Origin of the sequence: Colwellia ponticola, assembly GCF_005885605.1 — a bacterium.
Taxonomy (GTDB): domain Bacteria; phylum Pseudomonadota; class Gammaproteobacteria; order Enterobacterales; family Alteromonadaceae; genus Colwellia; species Colwellia ponticola.
This window is the reverse complement of record NZ_SZVP01000013.1, coordinates 77,008-101,091: the sequence shown is the minus strand read 5'-3', so window position 1 is coordinate 101,091 and position 24,084 is coordinate 77,008. Positions and strand designations below refer to the sequence as shown.

The 24,084-nt window shown below is 40.3% G+C and carries 16 protein-coding genes and 2 pseudogenes; 6 read left to right on the top strand and 12 right to left on the bottom strand.

Annotated elements, in window-relative coordinates; genetic code table 11:
* Positions 1–29: 29 nt before the first annotated feature.
* Positions 30–947 (bottom strand): annotated as a pseudogene (locus FCS21_RS12735) (IS91 family transposase); the annotation flags it as partial.
* A 62-nt stretch (positions 948–1,009) separates the two neighbouring features.
* On the opposite strand from FCS21_RS12735, the gene FCS21_RS17170 reads away from it, so the two are divergent.
* Both FCS21_RS17170 and FCS21_RS12725 read left to right on the top strand, forming a co-directional pair.
* Positions 1,010–1,231: a hypothetical protein gene (locus FCS21_RS17170; RefSeq protein WP_503328514.1), complete on the top strand. Its 222-nt coding sequence runs from the start codon at positions 1,010–1,012 to the stop codon at positions 1,229–1,231.
* A 221-nt stretch (positions 1,232–1,452) separates the two neighbouring features.
* Positions 1,453–1,833, top strand: a pseudogene (locus FCS21_RS12725) (tyrosine-type recombinase/integrase); the annotation flags it as partial.
* A gap of 144 nt (positions 1,834–1,977) precedes the next feature.
* Here the strand turns inward: FCS21_RS12725 and serS are convergent.
* The 6 genes from serS to lrp form a co-directional block, all read right to left on the bottom strand.
* The gene (serS, locus tag FCS21_RS12720; protein ID WP_138623923.1) at positions 1,978–3,258 is read right to left on the bottom strand and encodes a serine--tRNA ligase; all 1,281 of its coding nucleotides are present in this window, start codon (positions 3,256–3,258) and stop codon (positions 1,978–1,980) included.
* A gap of 102 nt (positions 3,259–3,360) precedes the next feature.
* Positions 3,361–3,762 (bottom strand): fluoride efflux transporter CrcB, encoded by a 402-nt coding sequence (gene crcB, locus FCS21_RS12715; protein WP_138623922.1) that lies wholly within the window; start codon positions 3,760–3,762, stop codon positions 3,361–3,363.
* Positions 3,746–5,071, bottom strand: coding sequence for a replication-associated recombination protein A (locus FCS21_RS12710; protein WP_138623935.1), 1,326 nt, complete (start codon positions 5,069–5,071; stop codon positions 3,746–3,748). Before FCS21_RS12710 ends, crcB begins: the two co-directional genes overlap by 17 nt.
* Positions 5,072–5,192: 121 nt before the next feature.
* The gene (gene lolA / locus FCS21_RS12705) at positions 5,193–5,954 is read right to left on the bottom strand and encodes an outer membrane lipoprotein periplasmic chaperone LolA (RefSeq protein ID WP_138623921.1); all 762 of its coding nucleotides are present in this window, start codon (positions 5,952–5,954) and stop codon (positions 5,193–5,195) included.
* Positions 5,955–6,021: 67 nt separating this feature from the next.
* Positions 6,022–8,712: a DNA translocase FtsK gene (locus FCS21_RS12700; protein WP_138623920.1), complete on the bottom strand. Its 2,691-nt coding sequence runs from the start codon at positions 8,710–8,712 to the stop codon at positions 6,022–6,024.
* A gap of 203 nt (positions 8,713–8,915) precedes the next feature.
* Positions 8,916–9,392: a leucine-responsive transcriptional regulator Lrp gene (gene lrp, locus FCS21_RS12695; RefSeq protein ID WP_138623919.1), complete on the bottom strand. Its 477-nt coding sequence runs from the start codon at positions 9,390–9,392 to the stop codon at positions 8,916–8,918.
* A 304-nt stretch (positions 9,393–9,696) separates the two neighbouring features.
* Between lrp and trxB the strand changes: the two genes are divergently transcribed.
* The 4 genes from trxB to infA all read left to right on the top strand — a co-directional run bounded on the left by trxB (position 9,697) and on the right by infA (position 12,715).
* Positions 9,697–10,647, top strand: a complete 951-nt coding sequence (gene trxB / locus FCS21_RS12690) for a thioredoxin-disulfide reductase (protein WP_138623918.1) — start codon at positions 9,697–9,699, stop codon at positions 10,645–10,647.
* A gap of 87 nt (positions 10,648–10,734) precedes the next feature.
* Entirely contained in the window at positions 10,735–11,460 is a 726-nt protein-coding gene (aat, locus tag FCS21_RS12685) for a leucyl/phenylalanyl-tRNA--protein transferase (protein WP_138623917.1), read from the top strand.
* An 87-nt stretch (positions 11,461–11,547) separates the two neighbouring features.
* Positions 11,548–12,279, top strand: coding sequence for an arginyltransferase (locus FCS21_RS12680; protein WP_138623916.1), 732 nt, complete (start codon positions 11,548–11,550; stop codon positions 12,277–12,279).
* A gap of 217 nt (positions 12,280–12,496) precedes the next feature.
* The gene (gene infA, locus FCS21_RS12675) at positions 12,497–12,715 is read left to right on the top strand and encodes a translation initiation factor IF-1 (RefSeq protein WP_114325846.1); all 219 of its coding nucleotides are present in this window, start codon (positions 12,497–12,499) and stop codon (positions 12,713–12,715) included.
* Between the two features lie 160 nt (positions 12,716–12,875).
* Here infA and FCS21_RS12670 read toward each other — a convergent pair whose 3' ends face one another.
* From FCS21_RS12670 to FCS21_RS12650, 5 genes are all read right to left on the bottom strand, one after another.
* Complete coding sequence (locus FCS21_RS12670; RefSeq protein WP_138623915.1) at positions 12,876–13,436, bottom strand: DUF3087 family protein; 561 nt, start codon at positions 13,434–13,436, stop codon at positions 12,876–12,878.
* A 97-nt stretch (positions 13,437–13,533) separates the two neighbouring features.
* On the bottom strand, positions 13,534–15,810 hold the full coding sequence (gene recD / locus FCS21_RS12665) for an exodeoxyribonuclease V subunit alpha (RefSeq protein WP_138623914.1): 2,277 nt from the start codon (positions 15,808–15,810) through the stop codon (positions 13,534–13,536).
* Position 15,811: 1 nt separating this feature from the next.
* A complete protein-coding gene (gene recB, locus FCS21_RS12660) occupies positions 15,812–19,636 on the bottom strand; it encodes an exodeoxyribonuclease V subunit beta (RefSeq protein ID WP_138623913.1) in 3,825 nt (1,274 codons plus the stop codon).
* Positions 19,636–23,283 carry an exodeoxyribonuclease V subunit gamma gene (gene recC, locus FCS21_RS12655; RefSeq protein ID WP_371287240.1) on the bottom strand — a complete coding sequence of 1,216 codons (3,648 nt, stop codon included), beginning with the start codon at positions 23,281–23,283 and terminating at the stop codon, positions 19,636–19,638. The genes recB and recC overlap by 1 nt, the downstream gene beginning before the upstream one ends.
* A 277-nt stretch (positions 23,284–23,560) precedes the next feature.
* The gene (locus tag FCS21_RS12650) at positions 23,561–23,920 is read right to left on the bottom strand and encodes a DUF4870 domain-containing protein (RefSeq protein ID WP_138623911.1); all 360 of its coding nucleotides are present in this window, start codon (positions 23,918–23,920) and stop codon (positions 23,561–23,563) included.
* Positions 23,921–24,084: the final 164 nt, after the last annotated feature.

The following is a 24,084-nucleotide window of genomic DNA, read 5'->3' as shown; positions in this document are numbered from 1 at the left end:
TTATTGATTCTTTTAAGCAGGCTAGCCCGCTAACTCGTTCGCTCTAGTTTAGTGGTGGCTGTATTCGACGCTGCTATACCAATAAACCGCAAGCTGCCAACCTTGCATGATTGACAGGACCAATATGGTATCAATGGCGCTTTTTCTGTCTTTGCCGTTGCTGCTTTACAGCTGTGTGGCGCTTGATCTTTGATTAACGCTAACTTTTGTTTACGACACGCATTGGCTAAAAATCCATAGTGGCGAATACGCATAAACCCCTTTGGCAGTATATGTTGTAAATAACGCCTTAAAAATTCGTCACAACTCAGTGTCATGATCTTATCTCGGTTATTATCTGCATAATCCCGGTATTTAAAACTCACTGTTTGTGAGTTCGCTGATACCAACCGTGATTCTGACATCACGCCTTTTCGGGTGTAACGTGCAAGGTAACTGACTAACTTTTCACTGTACGTTAAACAGGCTTTGCTATAAACACACCATTTAGTTGGCGTGCTTATCTTCGCGAATGAACTATCGCATTCATTGAGCGCCGCGAGCATTTTTCCTCTAAAGACCGTTGATAATGCTTTAACCGGATATAAATAGCCTTTTTCTATTTCATGCCAGTGCGCTTTATCAAGCGTACCTGCGGGTATCATGCAATGTAGGTGAATATGTTGACTTAACTTTTGTCCCCACGTATGCAGTACGCTTGTCATACCTAACTGACCATGCCCTTTTCGTTTCGCAAATTTACTTAAGGTTTGCCATGCGGCTTTAAATAAACAGTGATACAGCACGTTTGGGCTATAGTGCGCAATGATATTCAACTCATGAGGAAGCGTAAAAACAAGGTGGAAATAGCGACACGATAATAAATCCTCTTGTTGTCTTTGCTCCCATTTAGCCGTTGCCATACCTTGGCAACGTGGGCAATGCCGATCTCGACAGCTACAGCCAATTACATATACCAAAACGCCATAGCCTACCCTGTCAATTAATGTACGGTAGTGGGCTTCGTTTAATGGAAGTTGTTCGCTTACGTGTAAAGGATATTGATTTTGATCATTACGGTGTACAAATTTGGCAAGGTAAAGGTGGAAAAAACCGTCAAGTCACATTAGCTAAGGAATTATGTGATGAATTAAAACTACAAATTTTAGTAGTTATACCATTCTGCATAAAGAAGTGTTCACTTAGAATGGCATGGACGACAGTAGAACAAATAAAATTTATGCCGATATAGTTACCCTACATCAAGTAAATTTTATGACGTTATCATGGTGTCCATGCATTCCCAAAGGGCCATTTTTAAAGGCTTATATGCATCGTTATTGATTTTGACAAGGGAACAACCCTTGCCTACAATCAATGCCTTGCCTCTAAGCCTTTAAATTCTGGCTAAGAGATCACTTTCTTATGCAGATTGGTATTAAATCCTATTTCAATAGTGATCAAAAAAACTCATCTTACCAAGGCGTATGGTTACCTTATGCGTTATCAAGAAAATACCCCAACGTAAATATGGAAACGAATTGGCATTATTTATTTCCCTCAGGTAGGTTAAGTGTAGATCCTGAAACAGGTAATTTAAGACGGCATCATATTGATGAAACAGGGTTAAGAAAATCTGTTAAATTAGCCGCTAAGTTAGCTAATATTGAAAAGAATGTTACTTGCCATACTTTACGTCACTCGTTTGCCACTCACTTATTACAACGCGGTGCTGACATAAGAACCGTTCAAGAGCAACTGGGTCATACCGATATTAGAACCACGCAAATTTATACACACGTACTTGAGCACGGGGCAAACGGTGTACGCAGTCCTTTATCTGATCTTATCTAGCTACAAAGGTGTACCTTAATAAAGTGAAATAACTCTAGATTTAAAAAGCTTAAAAAATAAAACGCGATTAAGTTAGCTCGTTTGAGCTGATTTAATCGCGTTTTTAATGGATAAATATTATAAATTAGGGTTAACTCATGTTAATTAAGCAATGTTAGTTAAACCACCCATGTAAGGTTGCAATACGGTTGGCACATCAATGCTGCCATCTGCTTGCTGGTAATTTTCTAAAATAGCTACTAAGGTACGCCCTACTGCTAAGCCTGAGCCGTTAAGTGTATGTAATAATTCTGGCTTGTTGGTTTCGCTGTTTCTAAAGCGAGCTTGCATACGACGTGCTTGGAATGCGCCCATGTTTGAACATGAAGAAATTTCACGGTAAGTATCTTGCGCTGGTAACCAAACTTCTAAGTCAAAGGTTTTAGTGGCGCTAAAACCAACATCACCACTACATAATTGTACGGTGCGATATGGCAGTTCAAGCTTTTCAAGAATGATTTCAGCATGACGGGTTAATTCGTCAAGTGCCGTCATTGATTCTTCAGGCTTAACTATTTGTACCATTTCAACTTTATCAAATTGATGTTGACGAATAAGACCGCGAATATCACGACCACCAGAACCCGCTTCACTTCTAAAACACGGTGTATGAGCGGTCATTTTAATCGGTAAGTCACTCTCATCAACAATTTCATCACGCACTAAGTTAGTTAACGGTACTTCTGACGTTGGGATCAGTGATAATTTTTTGTTTGATAAGTCGGTATGGAACAAGTCTTCGCCAAACTTAGGCAATTGGCCTGTGCCATATAATGAATCAGCGTTAACTAAATAAGGCACGTACATTTCTTGGTAGCCATGCTCTTCTGTGTGTACATCAAGCATAAATTGCGCAATAGCGCGGTGTAATTTAGCGATTTTACCGCGCATTACCACAAAACGAGTACCGGCTAATTTAGCGCCACTTTCAAAATCTAAGCCTTTATCAACTGAAAAGCCTAAATCGACGTGATCTTTTACTTCAAAGTCAAATTGACGTGGTGTGCCCCAGCGTTTTAATTCAACGTTGTCATCTTCATCTTTACCTTCAGGAACAGAGTCATCAAGCAGGTTAGGAATAGCACTGGCAATAGCATCAATTTTTGCTAAAACCTCGTCTTGCTCTGTTTTTGCCGCTTCCAAGTCATTACCTAACTGGCTTACTTGTGCTAGTAATGGCGCAATGTCTTCACCGCGCGCTTTCGCTTGGCCAATAGACTTTGAGCGGGTGTTACGTTCATTTTGCAGCTCTTGAGTTTTCACTTGAATGGCTTTACGTTGCTCTTCTAAGGCACTTAAGGTAACGGTATCTAATATAAAGTTACGTTTGGTAAGTTGTTGAGCGATATTGTCTAAATCAGTTCTAAGCAGTTTTGCATCAAGCATAATTGTTCACATTCTTGTTTAGTAGGTTATTAAAATTGTTGGCGGTTTATGGTACGTACGCGATTAAGTTATCAGTAATTAAGTTAGCTACACTAATTTGGCTTATTTTGCCAAGCTATTAACGATAAATATACCCAGCCCAGCTGCGGCAATACACAGTGACACATTGAGTAAAATATTTATCACCGCTTTTAGCACGTCTCCTTGTTGTAATAATAACAAAGAGTCTAATGAAAATGTAGAGAATGTGGTAAATGCACCTAAAAACCCTATGCCTATTAAGGTTCTATGCACGCTCACATTGAGAATATTATGTTCTATTAATTGGTATAACAAACCCATAGTAAATGAGCCGATGATATTAACCATCAATGTGGCAAAAGGGAAACCTTTTCCGAGCCAATTGAGTACTAATTGCGACATATAAAAGCGTAAACTTGCCCCACAAGCACCGCCAAGTGCGACAAAAGCATATAAGGTAACATTACTAATAGCGCTGGTCATGACTATTCCTATTAAGCTGGTTTAAATAGTCGAGCTTTTCTTTGAGTTTTTTCTCTAAGCCACGCTCTGTCGGTTGATACAAGCTAGTATGCGAGCTATCGCCTCGGGCAAGTGCTTCAGGAAAGTAATTTTCGCCAGCGGCAAAAGCGTTTACTTCATTATGAGCATAACGATATTCACTACCATGGCCAAGCTCTTGGGTAATACTGCTAGTGGCATTTTTTAAATGCAAGGGCACATCTAAATCACAGGTTTGCTGTGCTAGTACTTTGGCTTTGTTAAAGGCTTGATAAACTGCATTACTTTTTGGCGCTAATGCCATATATACCGTAGCTTGCGCGATAGCACGTTCACCTTCACCTGGGCCAACACGATGAAACGTATCCCAAGCGTTTAGTGCCAGTTGCATGGCGCGTGGATCCGCGTTACCTATGTCTTCACTGGCAATAGCAAGTAAACGTCTAGCCACATAGAGTGCATCACCGCCAGCGGTCAAAATTCTAGCGTACCAATATAAAGCGGCATCAGGGCTAGAGCCGCGTACCGATTTATGAAAAGCACTAATTAAGTCATAAAAAGCGTCACCGCCTTTATCATAAAGGGCAATTTTGCTACCCGCCACTTGCGCGATCAGCTCAACGGTAATGGTTTTGCTGTTATCATTGGCTGTTACTGTGCTGTCTAGGCAGTTTTCGAGTAAATTAAGTAACCGCCTAGCGTCACCATCACTGCGATTAAGTAAGCTTTGTTTCGCATCTGTTGTTAAGTTAATCGTTAACTGTTCATCGGTTTCACATAAGCTAATAGCGCGTTGTAATACTTGCGCTAAGTCATCACGGGTTAACTTTTTTAAAGTATATAAACGCGCGCGAGACAGTAACGCTTGGTTTAATTCAAACGCGGGATTTTCTGTGGTCGCACCAATAAAAATAATGGTGCCGTCTTCAATGTGCGGTAAAAATGCATCTTGCTGTGATTTATTAAAGCGATGCACTTCGTCAACAAATAATACTGTTCTGCGTTTGTTATCACCCTCGCCTTGTGCACGCAATTTGGCTTTTTCAATAGCGCTACGAATTTCTTTAATACCCGAGGTAACGGCCGATACGCGTTCTATTTCAGCATTGGCATGCTGGGCAATAATTTCAGCTAAAGTCGTTTTACCACTGCCCGGTGGGCCCCAAAAGATAAGTGAATGACAATGACCTTGTTCAATAGATTGCGCTAAAGGTGAATCGCCACCTAAAATATGCTGTTGGCCAACATAATCGGCTAAGGTTTTTGGGCGCATTTTAGCCGCAAGCGGCATAAAGCTACTTGCTGATGCGGTGTTAGTTACAGCGTTATCGTTAGGCGCGCCTAGGCTTTCATCAGCGGGTAAGTCAAATAGCGAACTTTGGCTTGCGCTTTGGTTTACACCTTGCTTTGAGCTATCGTTTGTCTTCAAGTCTTACACCTTCGGGTAAGGTAAATGTAAATAATGAGGCTTTTGGTTTAACACGGCTGTTAAAGTGACTTAAACTGATTTGACTCACCTGACCCGTAGCATCTTCAAAGGAGAACTCACTTAGTTGTAACTCAGTGTCATTACTTTGAGCAGAGGCATCAGTAAAGCGCAGCGTTAGCTTTTTAATTTGGCTATTGTCATCTTTTGGGATGACGATAAAGCGTAAATCACTTTGGGTATGATCACTTTCATGGCTTTGCTGGCTAACCTCATATTGTTGCCAAAGCTCTGGTTCATCGCTAGTGAGCAATAAAATAGGGGTGTTATGAATAGATTTGGCTAAGCTAAACGCGCTAGCTTGTTCAATAAACGGGTCATAAAACCACAAGGTGTTACCATCGCTAACAATTAAGGTTTCATCCGGGGTAATGGTTTTCCAATTAACAAGGTTGGGCTTACTAATCGCTAAATTACCCGAACCTTGTTGTAATAGTTCACCTGCGTCATTAAGAATTTTTTGGTTAAAATTAGCGCTAAAAAAAGCGAGTTTACTTAATTGCGCCATTAACTGCTGTTTTGCTTGCTCTGATGGCGCGGCAAACACCCTAGTCGTGCTAGTGTTGCTATTATCAATAGGTGCTTGCGCAGCATTAGCCGCAGGTTGATATAAGCTAAGTGCGGGTAGTAGTAAACTAGTTAACGCCACTATTTTAAAAAAGGGTTTACGGGTAAAATTTATTGTCATGGGGTACTTCTAATAAAATGATGCTTTTAATAAATAATCGTTAATATAATAAGCCGGTCAGCCTAAGTTAAAAATCGCGTACTGGCGGCGGCGCTAATACTTCGCGAGCGCCGTTATTGCCCGGTGTTGATACCACACCTTGTTGCTCCATTTCTTCCACTATACGCGCGGAGCGGTTATAACCGATCCTAAATTGTCTTTGTACACTTGAAATTGACACGCGGCGTTTTTCAGTAACAAAGTTAACGGCTTCATCGTAAAGTGCATCGACTTCTTCACCATCACCGCCTTCGGCTTGCTCACCCGGTAATAAAATATCTTGGTCGTGCTCACCTGATAAAATTTCTTCAATGTAGTTAGGCTCACCTCGAGATTTCCAGTCTTTTACCACCGCATGTACTTCATGATCGTCAACAAATGCGCCATGCACACGAGTTGGCACGCCAGTCCCCGGTGGTAAATACAGCATATCACCCATACCCAATAACTGCTCTGCCCCTTGTTGATCTAAGATGGTGCGAGAGTTTAACCCTGATGATACCTGAAACGCCATACGCGTTGGAATATTGGCTTTAATTAAGCCGGTAATAACATCCACTGATGGGCGCTGCGTAGCGAGTATTAAATGAATACCGGCAGCACGGGCTTTTTGTGCAATACGGGCAATAAGCTCTTCAACTTTTTTACCAACAATCATCATCATATCGGCAAATTCATCAACAACGACCACAATGCTCGGTAGTTTTTCCAACATAGGCGCTGTTTGATCCATACCATCATTAGGTTGCCAAGTGGGGTCGATAATAGGCTCACCTTTGGCAATCGCTTCCAATACTTTTTTGTTGTAGCCTTTTAAGTTACGAACGCCCAAAGCAGACATCACTTTATAACGTCGCTCCATTTCGCCCACACACCAACGCAGTGCATTAGCCGCATCTTTCATATCGGTAACTACTTCAGCGAGTAAATGTGGAATGCCCTCATAGACTGACAACTCAAGCATTTTCGGGTCAATCATGATCATACGCACATCTTCAGGCGTAGATTTATAAAGCAAACTAACAATCATGGTATTTACACCCACAGATTTACCTGAGCCGGTAGTACCGGCCACCAGTAAGTGCGGCATTTTACCTAAATCAACCACCACAGGCTCACCGGCAATATCTTTACCTAAGACCATGGCTAGCGACGATGACGACTCTTCAAAGGCAGGACAGCCAATCACTTCACTTAAATAAACAATTTCACGGTGTTTGTTGGGGAGCTCTAAACCTATCACTGATTTACCAGGAATAACTTCAACAACACGTACGCTAATGGCTGATAATGCACGCGCTAAATCTTTTGATAAGCTAGTTATTTTATTCACTTTAACCCCTGGGGCTAAGTCTAATTCAAACCGCGTTATCACTGGGCCTGGGTAAACAGAGACCACCTGTGCTTGTACGCCAAAATCAAGTAACTTGGTTTCAACAAGGCGACTTACTAAGTCTAACTCTTCTTGATTAATAGGGTTTTTCGCTTTATCAGGGCGATCAAGTAAATTGATAGACGGCATTTCAGGTGGTGCTTTTTCTGCAACTGGCAGCAAATTAACGGGGTCATTATGTTGAGACATATTTTGCTCAGACGTAGTTGACGACTTTTTAGCGGGGTTATCATCAGCAACATTAAGTTTTTCTACGTCGGCAAACGCGGCAGTAATCTCTTTTTGACTGACTTGATCTTGCACATTGCCCGCTGAAAGCTCACTCATGAGTTCAGCAATATCAATAAAGGGTTCAGTTTTATTGTGTGTGTTTTCGCTAGTGTTTACTGATATTGTTGGTCCTTGCGCACTAGCAGACAGACTTAAATCAGTATTACTGTTTTGTGCATCTAAGGAAGCTAAAGAAGGTTCTTGAGTTGATGTGGCTAAGACACTCTTATCTGCATTTTTATCTGTACTCTTATCTGCACTTCTATCAGGGTTTTGCTGCGTTAAAGATAACTTTTGCTCGGCTGTACTCTCTTCATTAGTGTCTGTTGTATGCGTGTCTTTAGCTAAACGTTTTTTAACATTGCTTAGCCAGTCTTGCTTATTATCTGATTGTTCATTGGTACCAAAATGTTGCTGAATTAATGTGGGTAAATCCGCTAGCTTAACAGCACCTAAAATGGCGTACCGACCAACCGTGTCTATAAACTTAAGCCAAGAAAAACCGGTAAGTAGCACAAAGCCTGCACAGGTAAAGAGTAAAAACAGTAAGGTAGAGCCAACAAAAGACAAGTACGGTAATAAGGTTTTACTCAGTACGTCACCTAAAATTCCGCCAGCGGAGAAATAAAAAATATCGTCAAAATTCATACTCGCTAACGACGTTACCCCAAGATAGAACATGAAAAAGCCAATTAGCTTTAGCCCTAAGGTTAAGTAATCAAGTCTCATCAACTCATGGAAGCGTTGAAACAACAACCAGCCAATAATGGCGATAACAAAGGGTAAGCTGTAGGCGATAAGGCCAAAAAGATTTAAAAACAAATCGGAGAGATAAGCGCCCACCGCGCCGCCTAAGTTACGCACATCAGATTGATAGCCCGTTTGCGCCCAACCAGGATCAGCGGGATCAAAACTAAATAATGCCAACATCATAAACATGGCAAACACAGTGAAACACAACAACCCAGCCTCAAGTAAACGTTGCACGCCAGTAAGTTGTTTGTTGGTTAATGTATCAAGCGATACATCGGAATTTTCTATAAGATCGGAAGACAATTATAAGTACCATTGGAAATTAAATAGGTAGAATCACCTATAGCACAGCTAAAGTATCAAATTAGCGCTTCGTTGGCAGCAACAAATTACCATTAAGGCATGTTTTTTTATACAGTTATATTAATTGGCTAGCTTACAGGGCTACTTTACTGGCTGCTTTTAGTATCCTATAAGGTAAATGCTTTTACTCAATGAGCGCTAAGTTAGCGCTTAATGGTCAGTAAGTTAGTTGATTTTATTTCATCCATCACCACATAGGTTCTGCTTTCACTGACCGCAGGTAGCCTAAGTAAGGTGTCACCAAGTAACTCTCGATACGCTGACATATCTTTTACCCGCGTTTTGAGTAAAAAGTCAAAATCGCCGGAGACTAAATGACATTCTTGAATGACATCAAGGTCTTCGACCGCTGCAGCAAAATCATCAAACACATCAGGACTGGTTTTAGACAAGGTGATTTCAACAAAAACCAATAAAGCAGCATCAAGTTTATGTGGATTAAGCAATGCCTTATAACCAGTAATATATTGCTCTTTTTCTAAACGTTTTACTCTTTCTAAACAAGGGGTTGGACTTAACCCTACTCGCTTTGATAATTCAACATTAGATAAACGACCATTTTTTTGTAATTCAACTAAAATGTTTTTATCGATACGATCAATTGCTTTGTTATAACTCATGTAACGTGCTCGTTAGTGATATTTTGTATACTAGCCAGTATTAGCTAATGCCAAATTATTCGGATGACCGCATTATATCGTGTTTTGATAAAAGAATGACAATAGCAATAAAACTAAATTACATGGCAAAGTAAAATCGGTTAGAATGGCGCTATTATTGGTTAAGTAATTATTTATACCCCTTGCTTTATTTCCTATCATCCCAACTAATAAGGAATGATAGTAGTTAAGACTAATGAACTACTTCAACCTAAATAAGCTATATCTGTTCAATTTAACACAATCAATTTTTCTTGGAGAACCCATGAGCGACGTAAGACACTGTCCCCTACTAATTTTAGGCTCAGGCCCTGCCGGCTATACTGCTGCTGTTTATGCTGCCCGCGCAAACTTAAAGCCAGTAATTATCACAGGCATGCAACAAGGTGGACAATTAACCACCACTACTGATGTAGAAAACTGGCCAGGTGATGCTGAGGGCTTAACGGGTCCTGCATTAATGGATCGTATGCAAAAGCACGCTGAAAAATTTGATACTGAAATTGTTTTTGACCATATCGAGTCGGTCGATTTTTCATCTAAACCTTATAAATTAACCGGTAGCAATGAATACACTTGTGATGCGTTAATTATTTGTACCGGCGCTTCTGCACAATATCTTGGTTTACCTTCTGAAGAAGCCTTTATGGGACGTGGTGTTTCAGCCTGTGCTACTTGTGACGGTTTCTTCTACAAAAACCAGAAAGTGGCTGTTGTTGGTGGTGGTAATACGGCCGTTGAAGAAGCGCTTTATTTATCAAACATTGCCAGTGAAGTACATTTAATTCACCGCCGCGATACGTTCCGTAGTGAAAAGATATTAACTGACCGTTTATATGAAAAAGTGGCTAACGGTAATATTGTTTTACACACTGACCGTACGTTAGATGAAGTATTGGGCGATAACATGGGTGTTACTGGCTTACGTTTAAAAGACGCTAATTCAGAAGCTACCGAAGAGCTTGACGTTGCTGGTGTATTTATTGCCATTGGTCATAAACCCAATACCGATATTTTTAAAGGCCAACTGGATATGAAAGATGGCTACTTAAGCATTCAAAGCGGTACGCAAGGTAATGCAACGCAAACCAATATTGAAGGTATTTATGCAGCAGGTGATGTTGCTGATCATATTTATCGTCAAGCAATTACCTCGGCGGGTGCTGGTTGTATGGCAGCATTAGATGCTGAACGTTACTTAGACGCTCAAGGCTAATAGCGTCTTAACGTTTAATATTAAGGCGTCGCTTGTCACAAAAGTACCGGCCTTAATGAATAGTGATAATGAACAAGAGGAATAACAATGGGTCAAATTTTATATCAACTTGATGATAACAGTTTGACCTTTCCTCAAATAGAACATGCTCTGACTGAGCCCAATGGTTTATTAGCCCTTGGGGGTGATTTATCACCACAGCGTTTAATCGCTGCCTACAGTCAGGGTATTTTTCCTTGGTATAGCGACAACGATCCTTTTTTGTGGTGGTCACCTGATCCCAGAGCCATTATAGCTATCACACAATTACGCATAAATCGTACTTTACGTAAAGCCATTAACAAATCTCCCTACCAAATCACCTTAAACCAAGACTTTACACAAGTAATACAGTTATGTGCTCAAGCGCCCTTTCGTGTTGGTGGTACTTGGATATTACCTGACATGATAAACGCTTACTTGGCGTTACATCAACAAGGTTACGCTCACTCTATTGAAATATGGCACACGGATGAGTTAACCAACAAAACATTGGTCGGTGGCTTATATGGCGTAGCCATTAATGGTTTCTTTTCTGGCGAGTCTATGTTTTATACACAAAGTAATGCGTCGAAATTTGCACTCGTTGCCTTAGGACAATTACTAGATAGCGCAGGTATTACTTTTATTGATTGCCAGTTACTTAACCCTTTTCTTGAAGATATGGGCGCTAAAGAAATAACGCGCGATACTTTTTTAGCGCAACAAAAAATCGCGGTAGCAACGCCATTACCTACAGATTTTTGGCAAGCGAGAACCTTAACGCTAACGTAGTGAATTAAAATACAGGTGCGTTAATTTGTAAAAGACAATGTACACCATTTTTGACCGCTACCCACTTGAAAATTAGGTATATTATCAATGACTAACACTTCTTATAAACTGGGCGTAACACAATTATTCCCCTGTAATTATTTACCTGAGCAACAAGAGCGTTTACTGATCGCCGTTGATGAACGTTTACATAACAGTGAAAGTTATGCTTGGTTAATGACACAAGGTTTTCGTCGCAGTGGTAATCAAAGTTATCGACCAAACTGCCCTAATTGCAATGCTTGTCAGTCTATTCGGGTGTTAACCAATCATTTTATGCCTTCGAAAAGTCAAAAAAGATCAAAAAAACGTAATAGTCACTTTATTATTAAACAATCATCACAACTAAAAGACAGCTATTACCCACTGTTTGAAAACTACATTAATACTTTGCATCAAGACGGTACTATGTACCCTGCTTCTTTTGCGCAGTTTGAAAGTTTTTTAAGCTGTCAGTTAACAACACAATTATTTATTGAAACCTGGGCTCCTGGCGATAAAGAAAACGGCATTGATGAAGCTGTGCTGGTGTGTGTTGCGGTAACCGATGTGTTAAGTGATGGTTTATCAGCGGTCTATACTTTTTATCACCCTGACTATAAAAATCATGGTTTGGGCGTTTTTTCAATTCTAACCCAGCTGAGTTTTTGTCAACAAAGATCACTACCTTATTTGTATTTAGGCTATCAAATTGATGAATGTCAGAAGATGAATTATAAAGACCGTTACTTTCCATTTGAGCGTTTTATTAACGGTCAATGGCTAATCAATTGCAAGTGAAGTTAACACCTAAGTGGATAAAAATAGCGGCTAGGTGAGTATTTATTAAGCTAAGCTCAGCTTAATAAGCATGAAATTGCTAAATAAATAGCCACAAGCCTTTACATTAGCCAAGCAATTAGGCATCATTCGCGCAGCTTTTTTATCTGCTAAAAAAATATTACCTATATAGGAATATTTGATAGCTATCTGCACAACATTAGAGGTTTAGCGCCCCATGGCGAAAGAAGAAAATATTGAAATGCAAGGTACGGTACTAGATACTTTACCTAACACTATGTTCCGAGTAGAACTTGAGAATGGTCACGTTGTAACTGCACATATCTCTGGTAAAATGCGTAAAAACTACATTCGTATTTTAACTGGCGATAAAGTAACGGTTGAATTAACACCATACGACTTATCAAAAGGTCGCATTACTTTCCGCGCAAGATAAGTAAGTTAATAACTTTTGTAATCTATTACTGATACAGTAATAATAAAAAACCAGCAACTCTTTTAGAATGCTGGTTTTTTATTATCTGCTGTTAGCTAGCGGTAAAATTTATGCTGCAAGCTATATACGACTAAACAAATGCCGATTTGCCTACTGACTTTTATTTATATTGAGCAAGTAAAGATTTATTAAATTGCTCTGTTGTAATGCTTAAACCAAGTTCGGCAATACTCTCGTCGACTTCTTGCCTATGTCGCTCAATGGTTTCTAAAGTAATGGTATTATCATCTAGTTTATACACTTGTAATTGACTTTGGTAATAAAAGAATAGAATAATTAGCGCGTCTTCTTCACCTGCTTTAGCCGCTATTTTAATTTTTTTGAGTTTACGATAAATGAGATTTTGCAGCTGTTTTATTTGCCAAACATAATAAATTTCGGTAAAAAAATCACTTCTTTTAAGGCTATGTAACACAGCCGCATTAGCAAGTAGCGCCAAAATAACGCCTAATAAGTTATAACGAAAGTTAGACTCTTGCTCAACTTGCACCGCATCTGCGCCTACTTGTAGTAGTGCATTGGTGTCACCTACCGTTGAAAATAAACTAATCAGTATTGTGCCAAACAGTAGCGATAACACCAGTAATGAGCCAATAAAGCTAATAATAACAATATTTAAATGCTTTCTATAACGTGCTTTATCTATATCAATCAATTGCATGAGTTTACTAAAATCCTATGTAGTACTTAATGTATGATAAAACGCTATCTTAGCAGCTTTATCGGCTTCAGGTGTTATTTTAGCGATAAGACTTAGCTTAAGGCTGTAGCACGTTAATTGTTAAACCTGAATAACGTTTTACTTGTGTGGTGACGCCTTGTTGCCAAACTCCTTGACTAGCGGCCAGGGTTAGTTGTTTTTTCGCGCGAGTAATCCCCGTGTAAAGTAATTCTCTTGATAATAATTTACTGCCCTTTTGTAGATTTTGCTGCTCACCGTGCGTTTGAGAAAGCACCATAGCTACATGAGAGAACTCACTACCTTGCGTTTTATGAATGGTCATCGCATAAACACTTTCAAATTTAGGCAAGCGTGACGGTAATATTTGTCTAACGCCCTGCGGTGGTATTGATGTTGATACTGTTCCAGCAAGCGTTTTATCGTCAATGTCCTTACTTTCATTGACAATACTTTCACTGGTAAGACTTTCCAAAGCGCTGTCATTAAAAGAGCTTTCTTCGCGTGACTTTTCTTGGCAAGAATTATCTTCAAAACAAGCCATTAAATGTGTTTTACCTTCTTTATCAACAACCGACCACATAATGCCAATATCACCATTATATAAACCTAAGCGGTAGTCATTTTCATTAATCATAATCGGCTGACCATGATACAGGCTATGCTGGTGTTGCCCAAAAGGGCTATTATTTTTGCCTAAATAATCTTTAATGATCTCATTAAGACGTTCAACACCATAATCTCCTTGTCTGGTTGCGCACAACACTCTAAATTGAGCTAACAACGCAAATGCCTCACTCACGGTGGTGCACTTTTCAATGGGTTGATAATATTGCTTCACGAGTGGCGCTAACCACTGACTTAGTTCGCCTTGAGCCATTGATAGTTCGGCTGGGATTTGGCTTGATTGTTTTTGTAGGGCTTGCTTTTGCGCGTTAACTAACAGCTGCCAACTGCGTTTCACATCACCGTTAATGACCGCATTAGCAAGTAAGCCTATACCGCCTTTACCGTCAAAACGTCTTGATTTAACCAAAAAGGATAAATAATCAAAGTGTGCGTTATGGCGGTAACTGCCTTTGGCTTCAATGGCGGCATTAACGCCTTTATTTGCGGTGAAATAATCACTGAGTTGCTGCGCTTTAAGTTGGCAAACTTGGCTTAAATACTGCTCATTAGCAGCACTAAAACCACCATGTGGTCGCGGCGCTATGTCCGCTAAGACACTCCCCGTTGCCACAGAGGGTAATTGATCGGCATCGCCTAGTAATATCACTTTTGCATGGTCTTTTAACGCGCGAAAAACCCGTGTCATGAGCGGTAGGTCGACCATAGACACTTCATCAATGAGTACAATATCATAAGCCAAACGATTGTCTTCATTGTGCCTAAAGTTGGGTGAGTTTGGCAAAACGCCTAACAAACGGTGTAAGGTTTGTGCTTGTGTGGGAATTTGAGCCAGTACTTTATTATCAATTTCACCGGTAAAATCTTTAATAGCCTTAACGATAGATTCTGATAAACGTTGTGCTGCTTTACCCGTGGGGGCAACTAAAGCGACATTAAGCATAGGCGCGTCTTGCTGTGTCAGCTCTTTTTCTGCCATGGATTTTTCTTCTAAGTTATTGTCTTCTAAGATAACTAGCGCAGCTAATAACTTAGTCACCGTATAAGTTTTACCTGTACCAGGACCACCAGCAATAACACTAAAGTTTTTATTAATGGCATTGGCTACCGCCACTTTTTGCCAATCAATCTCTCCTGACGCTCCTCCTTGTTCCTCTTCTGTATTAGGAAAAAGTGCCTCAATACACTGTGCAATATCGTCGTTATCATACTGGCATTGCACGACTAAACGCGTCTTAATAGCTTGTTCTAAATCGCTTTCAAATTGAAAATATCGACGTAAATACAAATTGTTATGGTGTAGTACCAGTAATTGCTGATCTTGTGCACCGATAGTTAGCGCACTAACCATGGCGTGAAGCTGTGTTAAGGTTGCAAAAACAAAACCAGGGTGAGTAACGCCCTGATCTATAACTTCATCGGTTTTACTGTCTGCGTTAACTGGCGAGGTATAGCCTCTACCCCAATGCTGATCAGCAACCGCCGTTAACGGTAAACAACTATGACCTGCTCGTAAACTAGCACTTAACGCTAAAAATAAATGATATAAATGACTACTGCTATCAGGCTCAGATGGCGAACTAAGTGCGGTTGATGCAGGTATAAGCGCGCTGAGCATTTCTTTAGCAAAGAAGTAATCAATCGGTTCAACACCCTGAATCACTGCTTTTACTTGACTAAAACGGCTATAGGTCTGCCCAGCTAGGTTACTTTTATTGTGATTGAGCATGTTAGGCTTCCTCTGTCTTTGCTGGGTTTATCTTTTTTTGAGAAAATAGCGCGTCTAAAGCATTAAGCTCTTGCTCGGTGACCGCTCGATAATAAACACCTGATCCTAGGTGTGTCGGCGCGGTTGTCATGCCACGTAAATATAAATAATAAACACCACCAAAGTGCTGGTTAACATCATAATCGATCAAGGTTTGCCTCAAATAACGATGTAATGCTACTGAATAAATAAGGTATTGCAGGTCGTAATAATTTTTTTCAACATTATCAAGCAAAGCATCAAATTGATAATCCTGGTAGCTATCACCTAAGTGGTTTGATTTATAATCACATAGGTAGTACTTACCTTGATATTCAAAAATTAAATCAATAAAACCGTGCATCATACCTGAGAGTTTTTTGTAGCTTGGTAACATAACCGGATAGGTTAAGGCACTTTTAGCACTATTGTTTGCCTTACTATTTGCCAAATTAATACGCTGAGCGCTATTTCGGTGATCGGTTAGCAAATTAGCTAAAACGCCAGTTCCTTCGCCTTGCATTGGAAAATAAAATTCACTTTCGCGTAAGGTTTTATTACTGGGAAGATCTGCTAAGCAGCCAAACGTTTCATTCACTGTGCCGTCAGTTATATCGTCAGTTATGCCCTGAGTTATCCTGTTATCACTGGTAATAAATGGCGCGTTCAATACTTGCGTTAACCACGCAGTTAACTCATCAGCAGTAAATGACTTATTAGCATTATTGGCACTAGTTGTTAACTCACCATAATCTGACAGTGGCTTTGCCATACTATCTTGCCAATCTGGCGCAGAAAAATCGGTTTTTTCTAAAATATCGTGTAATAAATTACCGGTATGCGCACCTTTAGCTAAGGTAAAGCAGATCTGCTCTGCTTGAGCATAGTCATCAGCCGCATCAAGCGCTAAAGTATTGAACGAGGTTAACGCAGCCATGGCGGTATCGGTATCCCTGTCAGGATTAGAGACACCGCCATGGCGTATATTACGACTTAACGCCGTAAATGAACTTAACCACCAATCGCGTTCTATTTTTCCAGTAAATTGACTGACCACAAGATTACTTACATCCTGTGTATTCTTTGCTAACGAATTGAGTCCGGTTTGATTATCTACATCAACAACTTGGTTAGCAGGTGAGTCAATAACACAATCGAGTGACACCTCTCGAATACCAATAGCATGCTCAGCAGTGGCTTTAAGCGCTTGTAGCGGTTTAATAATGCTTTCTTGCTCTGCAAGCTGTAGTGTTTGACCTAAAGGAGATAAATGATACTCATCAAAGGCACAAGACAACAGGTAACATCGCCGCTCTGCTCGGGTGATCGCGACATACAATAAGCGAATACTTTCAGCATAAGACTCCAAACTCATGGCTTGTTTAGCTTCTTGGGAGCCATCAAGACTTAAGCATAAATCACCGTTTTTATCATGATATTCCAGATAGCTCACCGACTTATTACCAAACTTAAGGGGATCTTTATGACGACAGGCAAAAGGAATAAACACATAAGGGTATTCAAGTCCTTTTGAGCCATGTTGGGTTATCAAGCGGATAAGATCACCATCACTTTCTAAACGCAATTCCGCTTCAACGTCATTAGTTTGTGCATGGCATTGCTGCTCAAACCAGTGGACTAATTCTTGTCCTTGGCTTAATCGCACGCTCGCCGCTTGTAAAATTTCAAATAAATGCAATACATTGGTTAAACAACGATCTTTATTATGCTGAGGCACGTCAAGTAAGTTGTGCATCAAGTTAATCGCCATGGTAATAAAGCCTTGGCGTTGCCATTGGCTGCGATAATCAATAAAAGTAAACTTGAGTGTTTGATAAGCGAGTTCATCTTGTTGCAGCTGATGTAACTTTTTGGCATCAAACCCTAACAAACCACAAGATAATGCCGCGACAAATAAACGCTCATCTTCGGGTAATAACACCCCTTTAAGTAGCCCTAGTAATTGTTTAGCTTGCGCAGAATGAAATAAGTTGGCTCGGTCTGATAAAAATACGCTATCAAGCCCTGCTTGCTCTAAGGCATGCTTTATATCTCGGGCTTCGGCGCCATCTCTGACTAGTATGGCGATATCTTTAGGTTTTACCTTTGGCGTTACCTTAGTGCACAGTAAAGCCACTATTTCATTGGCGCACCAGGCAGCCAACATAGGTCGACTTGCTTGCGTCACTTTATCCGTTTTAGTACTACCATCTACATCATCTGTTGGCGCACTAAAATGGATAAATTGCAGCGCTTTATCACTGTCAACCAACTTACCACTATTGACCATTAGTGAATGATTCGTCGCTTGAGTATTTTGCTGCGTTTGTTTACCCGCCAGTACCGGTAAATAAGGAATACCAAAGCCGAAGACACTTTCTCCCTGCGCAGCACTTTCATTGCGCTGGTAAGTAAACAGTTGGTTATAGCCGGCAATCATGTCAGGCGTTGAGCGCCAGTTAGTATCCATCAGCCAATGATGATCACAACCGCGGCGTGCGTTTAAATAGGCAAATATATCACCGCCTCGAAAGCCATAAATAGCTTGTTTAGGATCGCCAATAAGAAATAAGCCCGCGTTTGAATGTTTAGCCTTATCGCCATAATAAATGGCTTGTAAAATACCAAATTGTTTAGGATCGGTATCTTGAAATTCATCAATTAACGCCACCGGGTATTGGCTCAGTAATTGTTGCGCGAGTAAATTAGCGCTTTCGTTTGCGGCGCTAAGACAATCCGCTAACGTATTAATAAGATCGTCAAAATCTAACAAGTTAAGTGCTTGTTTTTGTTCAATCACCTCTTGTCTAATACTATAAATACCAGACTTAACAATCGCGTAGGCTTTGGCTTTATTAAGGTTACTCGCTATTTTTTTCAGCTGTTCTTTCAACGCCTTTACTGGCTCAAACGCGGCTAGTAACTCGCTTTTAAAGGCTGAACGCGCATAACGTTTACCATCAAAAAAGCTATCCGGCATTTTTACCTTGCCCTCGCCCGCCGCCATTACACTAAGCTCTTCACTGATAATGCTGTCCAGCCAATGCACTAATTGTGACAATTCACTACGTCTTTTTTCTTGCTCTGCGCCTTTTTTTACCAATATTAACGCATTTTCAAATAAGTCGCTGTTAGCCGATAACGTTTGCGCAGCAAGACGCACTAAGGCAATAAATTCAGCTGCAATGCTATCAACATCAATTACGGACAAAGCACTGGTGTGACCGATAGCTTTACTAAAACTTGCTAAAAAGCTATCGGGTGTTGGCCAAAAGCTAGCCAATAGCATAAAACTTTCATCGTCTGATTTAGCTAAACTGCGATACCAATCTTGGCAAACTTGCAGCGTAATGTCAGAGGAGTTAGCAGCCATATTGGCATTAAAAGGCAAACCACTGGTAAACGCATATTGACTCAGTACCCGCTGGCAAAAGCCATGAATGGTAAAAATAGCGGCTTCATCTAAGAACAATAAAGCACGTTTTAATAGAAATTCGCGCCGCGTTTTATCAATACGTTTATCAAGTTCAGTAAAATAGGCATCTGTTGTACACAAACTATCCCAGTCTTTTAGGGCTAAACGAATAAACGTATCAATGCGCCCGCGTAGCTCTTGCGTGGCATCCTTGGTAAAGGTCATTAACAATATTTGTTCTACGGTTAATTCGCGCTCAAGTAATAAACGTAAGTAAATACGGGTAATATTGTAGGTTTTACCGGTGCCGGCACTGGCTTCAATCAGGTGTTTTCCGCTTAATGCAATACTGGCAGCATCAAGATTTTTCAGCGTTAGCTCTGCTTGCGTCATTAGTTAGCCTCCTTGCTTGGCTTAGCGGTTGTTTTTACTGTTTGAGCTTTAGCTGCTGGCTTAGCTTTATCTTTAGTGACCACCTGATATAAATCTTGATAAATAAAGTCGAGCGCGCCTTGGTGATCTTGATACTGCGGACACTCAGGCCAAAAATACTGAAGATAATCATCATCACCCAAACCACGGGTGCTCATATCGCCAAACCATAACGCTTCAAAACGCGCTTGGGTCATGTCAACAAGTTTACCGCGCTTGGGGGTAAATACCTGCTCTGCTAGTTCGCCATTTAACAACAGCACTTGCTGCTGGCCTTTAATAAATAGGGTAATAAGGTTCATTAATTTGGCTTTAGCATTACTAATAGTCGCAACACTAAACTGCTCTACTTTTTGCGCTTTGGTATTAAAATATAAACCAATAGAGTCAGTGACTTGCGCTAGCTTAAGCCGCTGATTTTTTTCATTGCTACTAGCAACACTGCTGAGGTTATGAGTAATTGCCTGATCTTGCCATACCTGCACAACAAGTTGGTGCAAGTACATCATAAATTTATCTTTGGCTTTAGCGCTTGAACTACGATAATGCACTAACTGGCTATTTTTAACCGCTACTTGGCTACTTAATATGACTTTCATCTGTTTAGCGCCATTTGGCGCAGTGCAGCCAATATCGCTGAGATTAAGTTCAAGTGTTAGCTTACAATCGATAATCTCAGGGTTTTCACAGCCAAGTTTATTGATTTCTTCGCTAAATTGCACAACATCTTGCTGATAATCGCTAAACAAGTTAGACATTGTTGGTAAATCAGGAAACTTACCTGATAATTGCGCACGGGTTACTACTTGCTCAAACTGAGCTTGGGTTGAGGCGTGTTCGATTGCGCCAGTTACTGTCGTTTTGTCTGTTAACGCCACGCTAAGTAAGTCTTGGCGTAATAAATAGCTTTGTAAGTGATTAACGCTAAAGGGTTCAACATCTTCAAGTAAGGTATTGTTATTCTCAAAATATAAATTAAGTTGCTGCTGGGCAAACATCTTAGCGGGGTGCTGATAAAAACGACCTAATTGCTGACAAGACAGGCTCAGAGTCTCGGTTGTTGTTATTAACGATGCTACGGACAGTTTTTCTGATAAAAGTTCCGGTGATACAACCCCCGTATCGCTGATAGAACCTTGTCCTAACGCCAGCCAATTGGCATCAAAACTTGGCCATTTTCCTCGATAATTATTAGGACTAAAGGCTTGCATAGCCACTTGATAAATAGCCAATGGCTTATCTTGCTCCTCTGCATCTAGCCCCTCTAAACTACCTTCTTTATTGCCTTTATTACTGTCATCTTTTGAGAACTGCCAACCATAACCTTGCGCTAAATATTCCATCAGCTCTTTTACCACCAATGAGGGTTGCTTCTCATTGTTGTTTTTAATATTGCGACCTTGATAGCTTAAATATAATGCCTTTCTTGCTGAAATTATTGCTTCAAGAAATAAATATCTATCATCGCCACGACGCGACCTATCACCTAATTCGGCTTTAGAAAGTGACATAAGATCAAAGCCTAATGGTTGGCGTTGACGCGGAAATTCACCATCATTAAGACCAAGTACCGCGATGATTTTAAAAGGAATACTTCGCATAGGTAACATAGAGCAAAACGTCACTTGCCCAACCATAAACTGCTTACTGGCATCACCTTGACTAAAATGCTGCGTGAGATAATCAACCACAATCAACAGTGAGATATCATCAGTAAAGTTAGCTTGGTGACAATGCTCTACTAACCCAGCGATGGCTTGTTCTATCACCATCAAGCTGTTTTCATGGCTGATATTGTCGGCGTCAACACGACTAAATAAATGGCTTAATTGTTCTAGTAAAAAAACTTGCCATTGCGTTGCCGTGCGTGAGCGTTGTAAGTTTTCACTAAAGTAATGTAATTGTTCAATAAATAACATTAACTGACCCAGTAAAACACCGTCACTGCCTTCAACATTACTTAATAACAGCTGCTGTTGGTACACTTGCTCGTGGTCAGCGTAAGCAAAACCGCGTAGTAAGCGTGATAAGCCTTGTTGCCAAGTAAACGAGGCATTGGCTTGTTGGCCTAATAAAGACTTTTTATGATACCCATCTAGGCCCCAATGCACAGTTGCCTGTTCAAGCCACGCAGAAATTTTAGTTAAATCTTCACTGTTAATAGCAAACTGATTTGCCATCGCGGGTAAACGTAAAAACGCTAACAATTGTGAGACACCAAAGCGGCTATCGGGTAAGGTTAATAGTTCGGTAAAGGCGGCGACTAACGGATCACTATCTTTGGCACTACGATCAGCAATTGAGCAAGGCAGTGGCGGTACTTCGCCAGCAATATCTTGCCAGCCTCGAGTAAAGACTGCATTAACATACGGGGCGTATTGCTCTATTTGCGGACACATCACCAAAATATCTTTGGGTGTTAAGCTGCTGTCTTGATTAAATTGATGTAATAAGTAGTCATGTAATGCTTGAACTTCGCGTAAGGCACTATGGCAACTGGTGATAACAATGGAATCATCATGCTGGGTGTCTATTGAGTTACTCTCGTGTTGCTCTCTGGCATCAGAGAGTTCAAGAATATCATTTTGGAGTTGATGTAAAACACTGGTAGCGGAGCGATCAGGTAACGACTGCTCAGGCGTTAGTAAATCACTACTGGCTTGTTCAAACAGCTCTACATCAATGGTACTGTACTCTTGTAACATTGAAATAAACTCTCGCCCCTGCTGGCCTAAGTTTGCTAATAACGGATTACCGACAAAGTTATGTGCGTTACTTTCATCGGCTGAGACACCGTCTGACCATTGAGATAATTTAGCGATGGCACTTTTTTCACTAATAATATCGCCCCAATAGGAAAAGCACGGATTCAGATGAAAGAAATGTACTTCAACCTGCTCGCTTAAGGCGTTAATAAAGTTTAACCACATCGGTGCCATAGTATTAAGGCCAAAAAAACTAATACGTGGCGGAATGAGATCTTTTTTATCTTTGATATTAGCAATGGCATCATTTAATAATTCAACCGGATTGTAAGGTAGCTGTTCAATTAATAAACACCACAATTTTCCTTGCCATTTGTGCTCACTAGTTGCCGTATTTTCTAAGCCCTTTAAATCAAAATTACCCTGTTGCCAGTTGTCTAACCACTGCGGTCTAAAAATCAAATATTGCTCATATAAATCGGCTAATTGAGTCGCTAGTTGATAGCGTTTTAACTGAGCATGTTTACCTTCTTGATAAGTGTTATCACCTGTTGAATTGACATCTATTTGACCACGCCAATAATGTGTTGCTTGGCTAAAGTCGTTATCTGTTATGACAATATCCTCAGCCAACAGTTGATGAATTCGCCAACAAAGCACTTCTCTTGAATAAGGTGACTGATCAGGTACTTTCTCATCGCTAGCAAGCGATCTTATTAGCTTCCACAAAAACTGCGCAGGTAACGCGTAACGCATATTCATGCTAATGCCGCGTTGTTGAGCAATGGCTAAGTTAAGCCAATGTTGCATACCGGCATTTTGCACAACAATAACTTCTTGATTAAAGACACCGAGAGGAGAAAGCTGAGAAATTTTGTTGAGCACAAGCAACAAATTTTCCATTTTGTTAGCGGGATAAAGGTAGATCAAGGTATGCCTCGTGAGCTAAAGTTTTAGCCAACTTTTAGCTAATTTTTTTGGGAGATATTTAAAAGTAATTTAACCATAAGGCGTAGATGAACACTAGTAAAATCAGTAAGGTACTTTCCCTTGGGGACTTGCTCAATGCACTCTACGCGCGTTAAATTTATTTAATGTAGAATGAACCGAAACAAATTTGCCTTGTTATTGCACATCGAGCATAGCGTTAAAGGTGAGTTCGTAAAATATAGTCAGATTTTTATTTAATAAAATCTAGATGCTCTTGATAGAAATCACCTAACAAAGGCACTGCATATTCTTTTCCTTGGATAGCGCAACAAAGCCCAACTAGCCAAGCTAAGAGCACCACGACATTAAGTGCCCAACCCACTAATGGAATTAAGGAAAGTATAGCGCCAGTAATAATTAGACCTAACGATTGGCGTAAATGAAAATTTGCTAAGGAAGATTGATGCTTATCATACATCACTAAGGCCACTATCCAGCCAAGTAGGGTGAAATAGCTTATAACCGCAATAAACGTCGCCATGTTAAAGCGCTCAGCAAGCGGGGCTTTTTTTTCAAAAACATTGTCGTATTCACTTCGAGTATGTCGCATAGTAAACACTCCTTAGTACGTGTTAAAAAACAGCTTAACGCATTTTTACCATAAACCTACTGAGGGTATTCATGGTGAAATTACGATAAAACAAACTATAAAATCAACGCTTCCTGCACTTGTTAAAGGAATATATTCCTAAAATAAGATAACTTTACTGTACT

Bases quoted from the DNA above. Each gene is read 5' to 3' on its own strand.
- FCS21_RS17170 (WP_503328514.1), top strand. From the start codon at position 1,010: ATGGAAGTTGTTCGCTTACGTGTAAAGGATATTGATTTTGATCATTAC.
- serS (WP_138623923.1), bottom strand. From the start codon at position 3,258: ATGCTTGATGCAAAACTGCTTAGAACTGATTTAGACAATATCGCTCAA.
- crcB (WP_138623922.1), bottom strand. From the start codon at position 3,762: ATGACCAGCGCTATTAGTAATGTTACCTTATATGCTTTTGTCGCACTT.
- FCS21_RS12710 (WP_138623935.1), bottom strand. From the start codon at position 5,071: ATGCCGCTTGCGGCTAAAATGCGCCCAAAAACCTTAGCCGATTATGTT.
- lolA (WP_138623921.1), bottom strand. From the start codon at position 5,954: ATGACAATAAATTTTACCCGTAAACCCTTTTTTAAAATAGTGGCGTTA.
- lrp (WP_138623919.1), bottom strand. From the start codon at position 9,392: ATGAGTTATAACAAAGCAATTGATCGTATCGATAAAAACATTTTAGTT.
- trxB (WP_138623918.1), top strand. From the start codon at position 9,697: ATGAGCGACGTAAGACACTGTCCCCTACTAATTTTAGGCTCAGGCCCT.
- aat (WP_138623917.1), top strand. From the start codon at position 10,735: ATGGGTCAAATTTTATATCAACTTGATGATAACAGTTTGACCTTTCCT.
- FCS21_RS12680 (WP_138623916.1), top strand. From the start codon at position 11,548: ATGACTAACACTTCTTATAAACTGGGCGTAACACAATTATTCCCCTGT.
- infA (WP_114325846.1), top strand. From the start codon at position 12,497: ATGGCGAAAGAAGAAAATATTGAAATGCAAGGTACGGTACTAGATACT.
- FCS21_RS12670 (WP_138623915.1), bottom strand. From the start codon at position 13,436: ATGCAATTGATTGATATAGATAAAGCACGTTATAGAAAGCATTTAAAT.
- recD (WP_138623914.1), bottom strand. From the start codon at position 15,810: ATGCTCAATCACAATAAAAGTAACCTAGCTGGGCAGACCTATAGCCGT.
- recB (WP_138623913.1), bottom strand. From the start codon at position 19,636: ATGACGCAAGCAGAGCTAACGCTGAAAAATCTTGATGCTGCCAGTATT.
- recC (WP_371287240.1), bottom strand. From the start codon at position 23,283: ATGGAAAATTTGTTGCTTGTGCTCAACAAAATTTCTCAGCTTTCTCCT.
- FCS21_RS12650 (WP_138623911.1), bottom strand. From the start codon at position 23,920: ATGCGACATACTCGAAGTGAATACGACAATGTTTTTGAAAAAAAAGCC.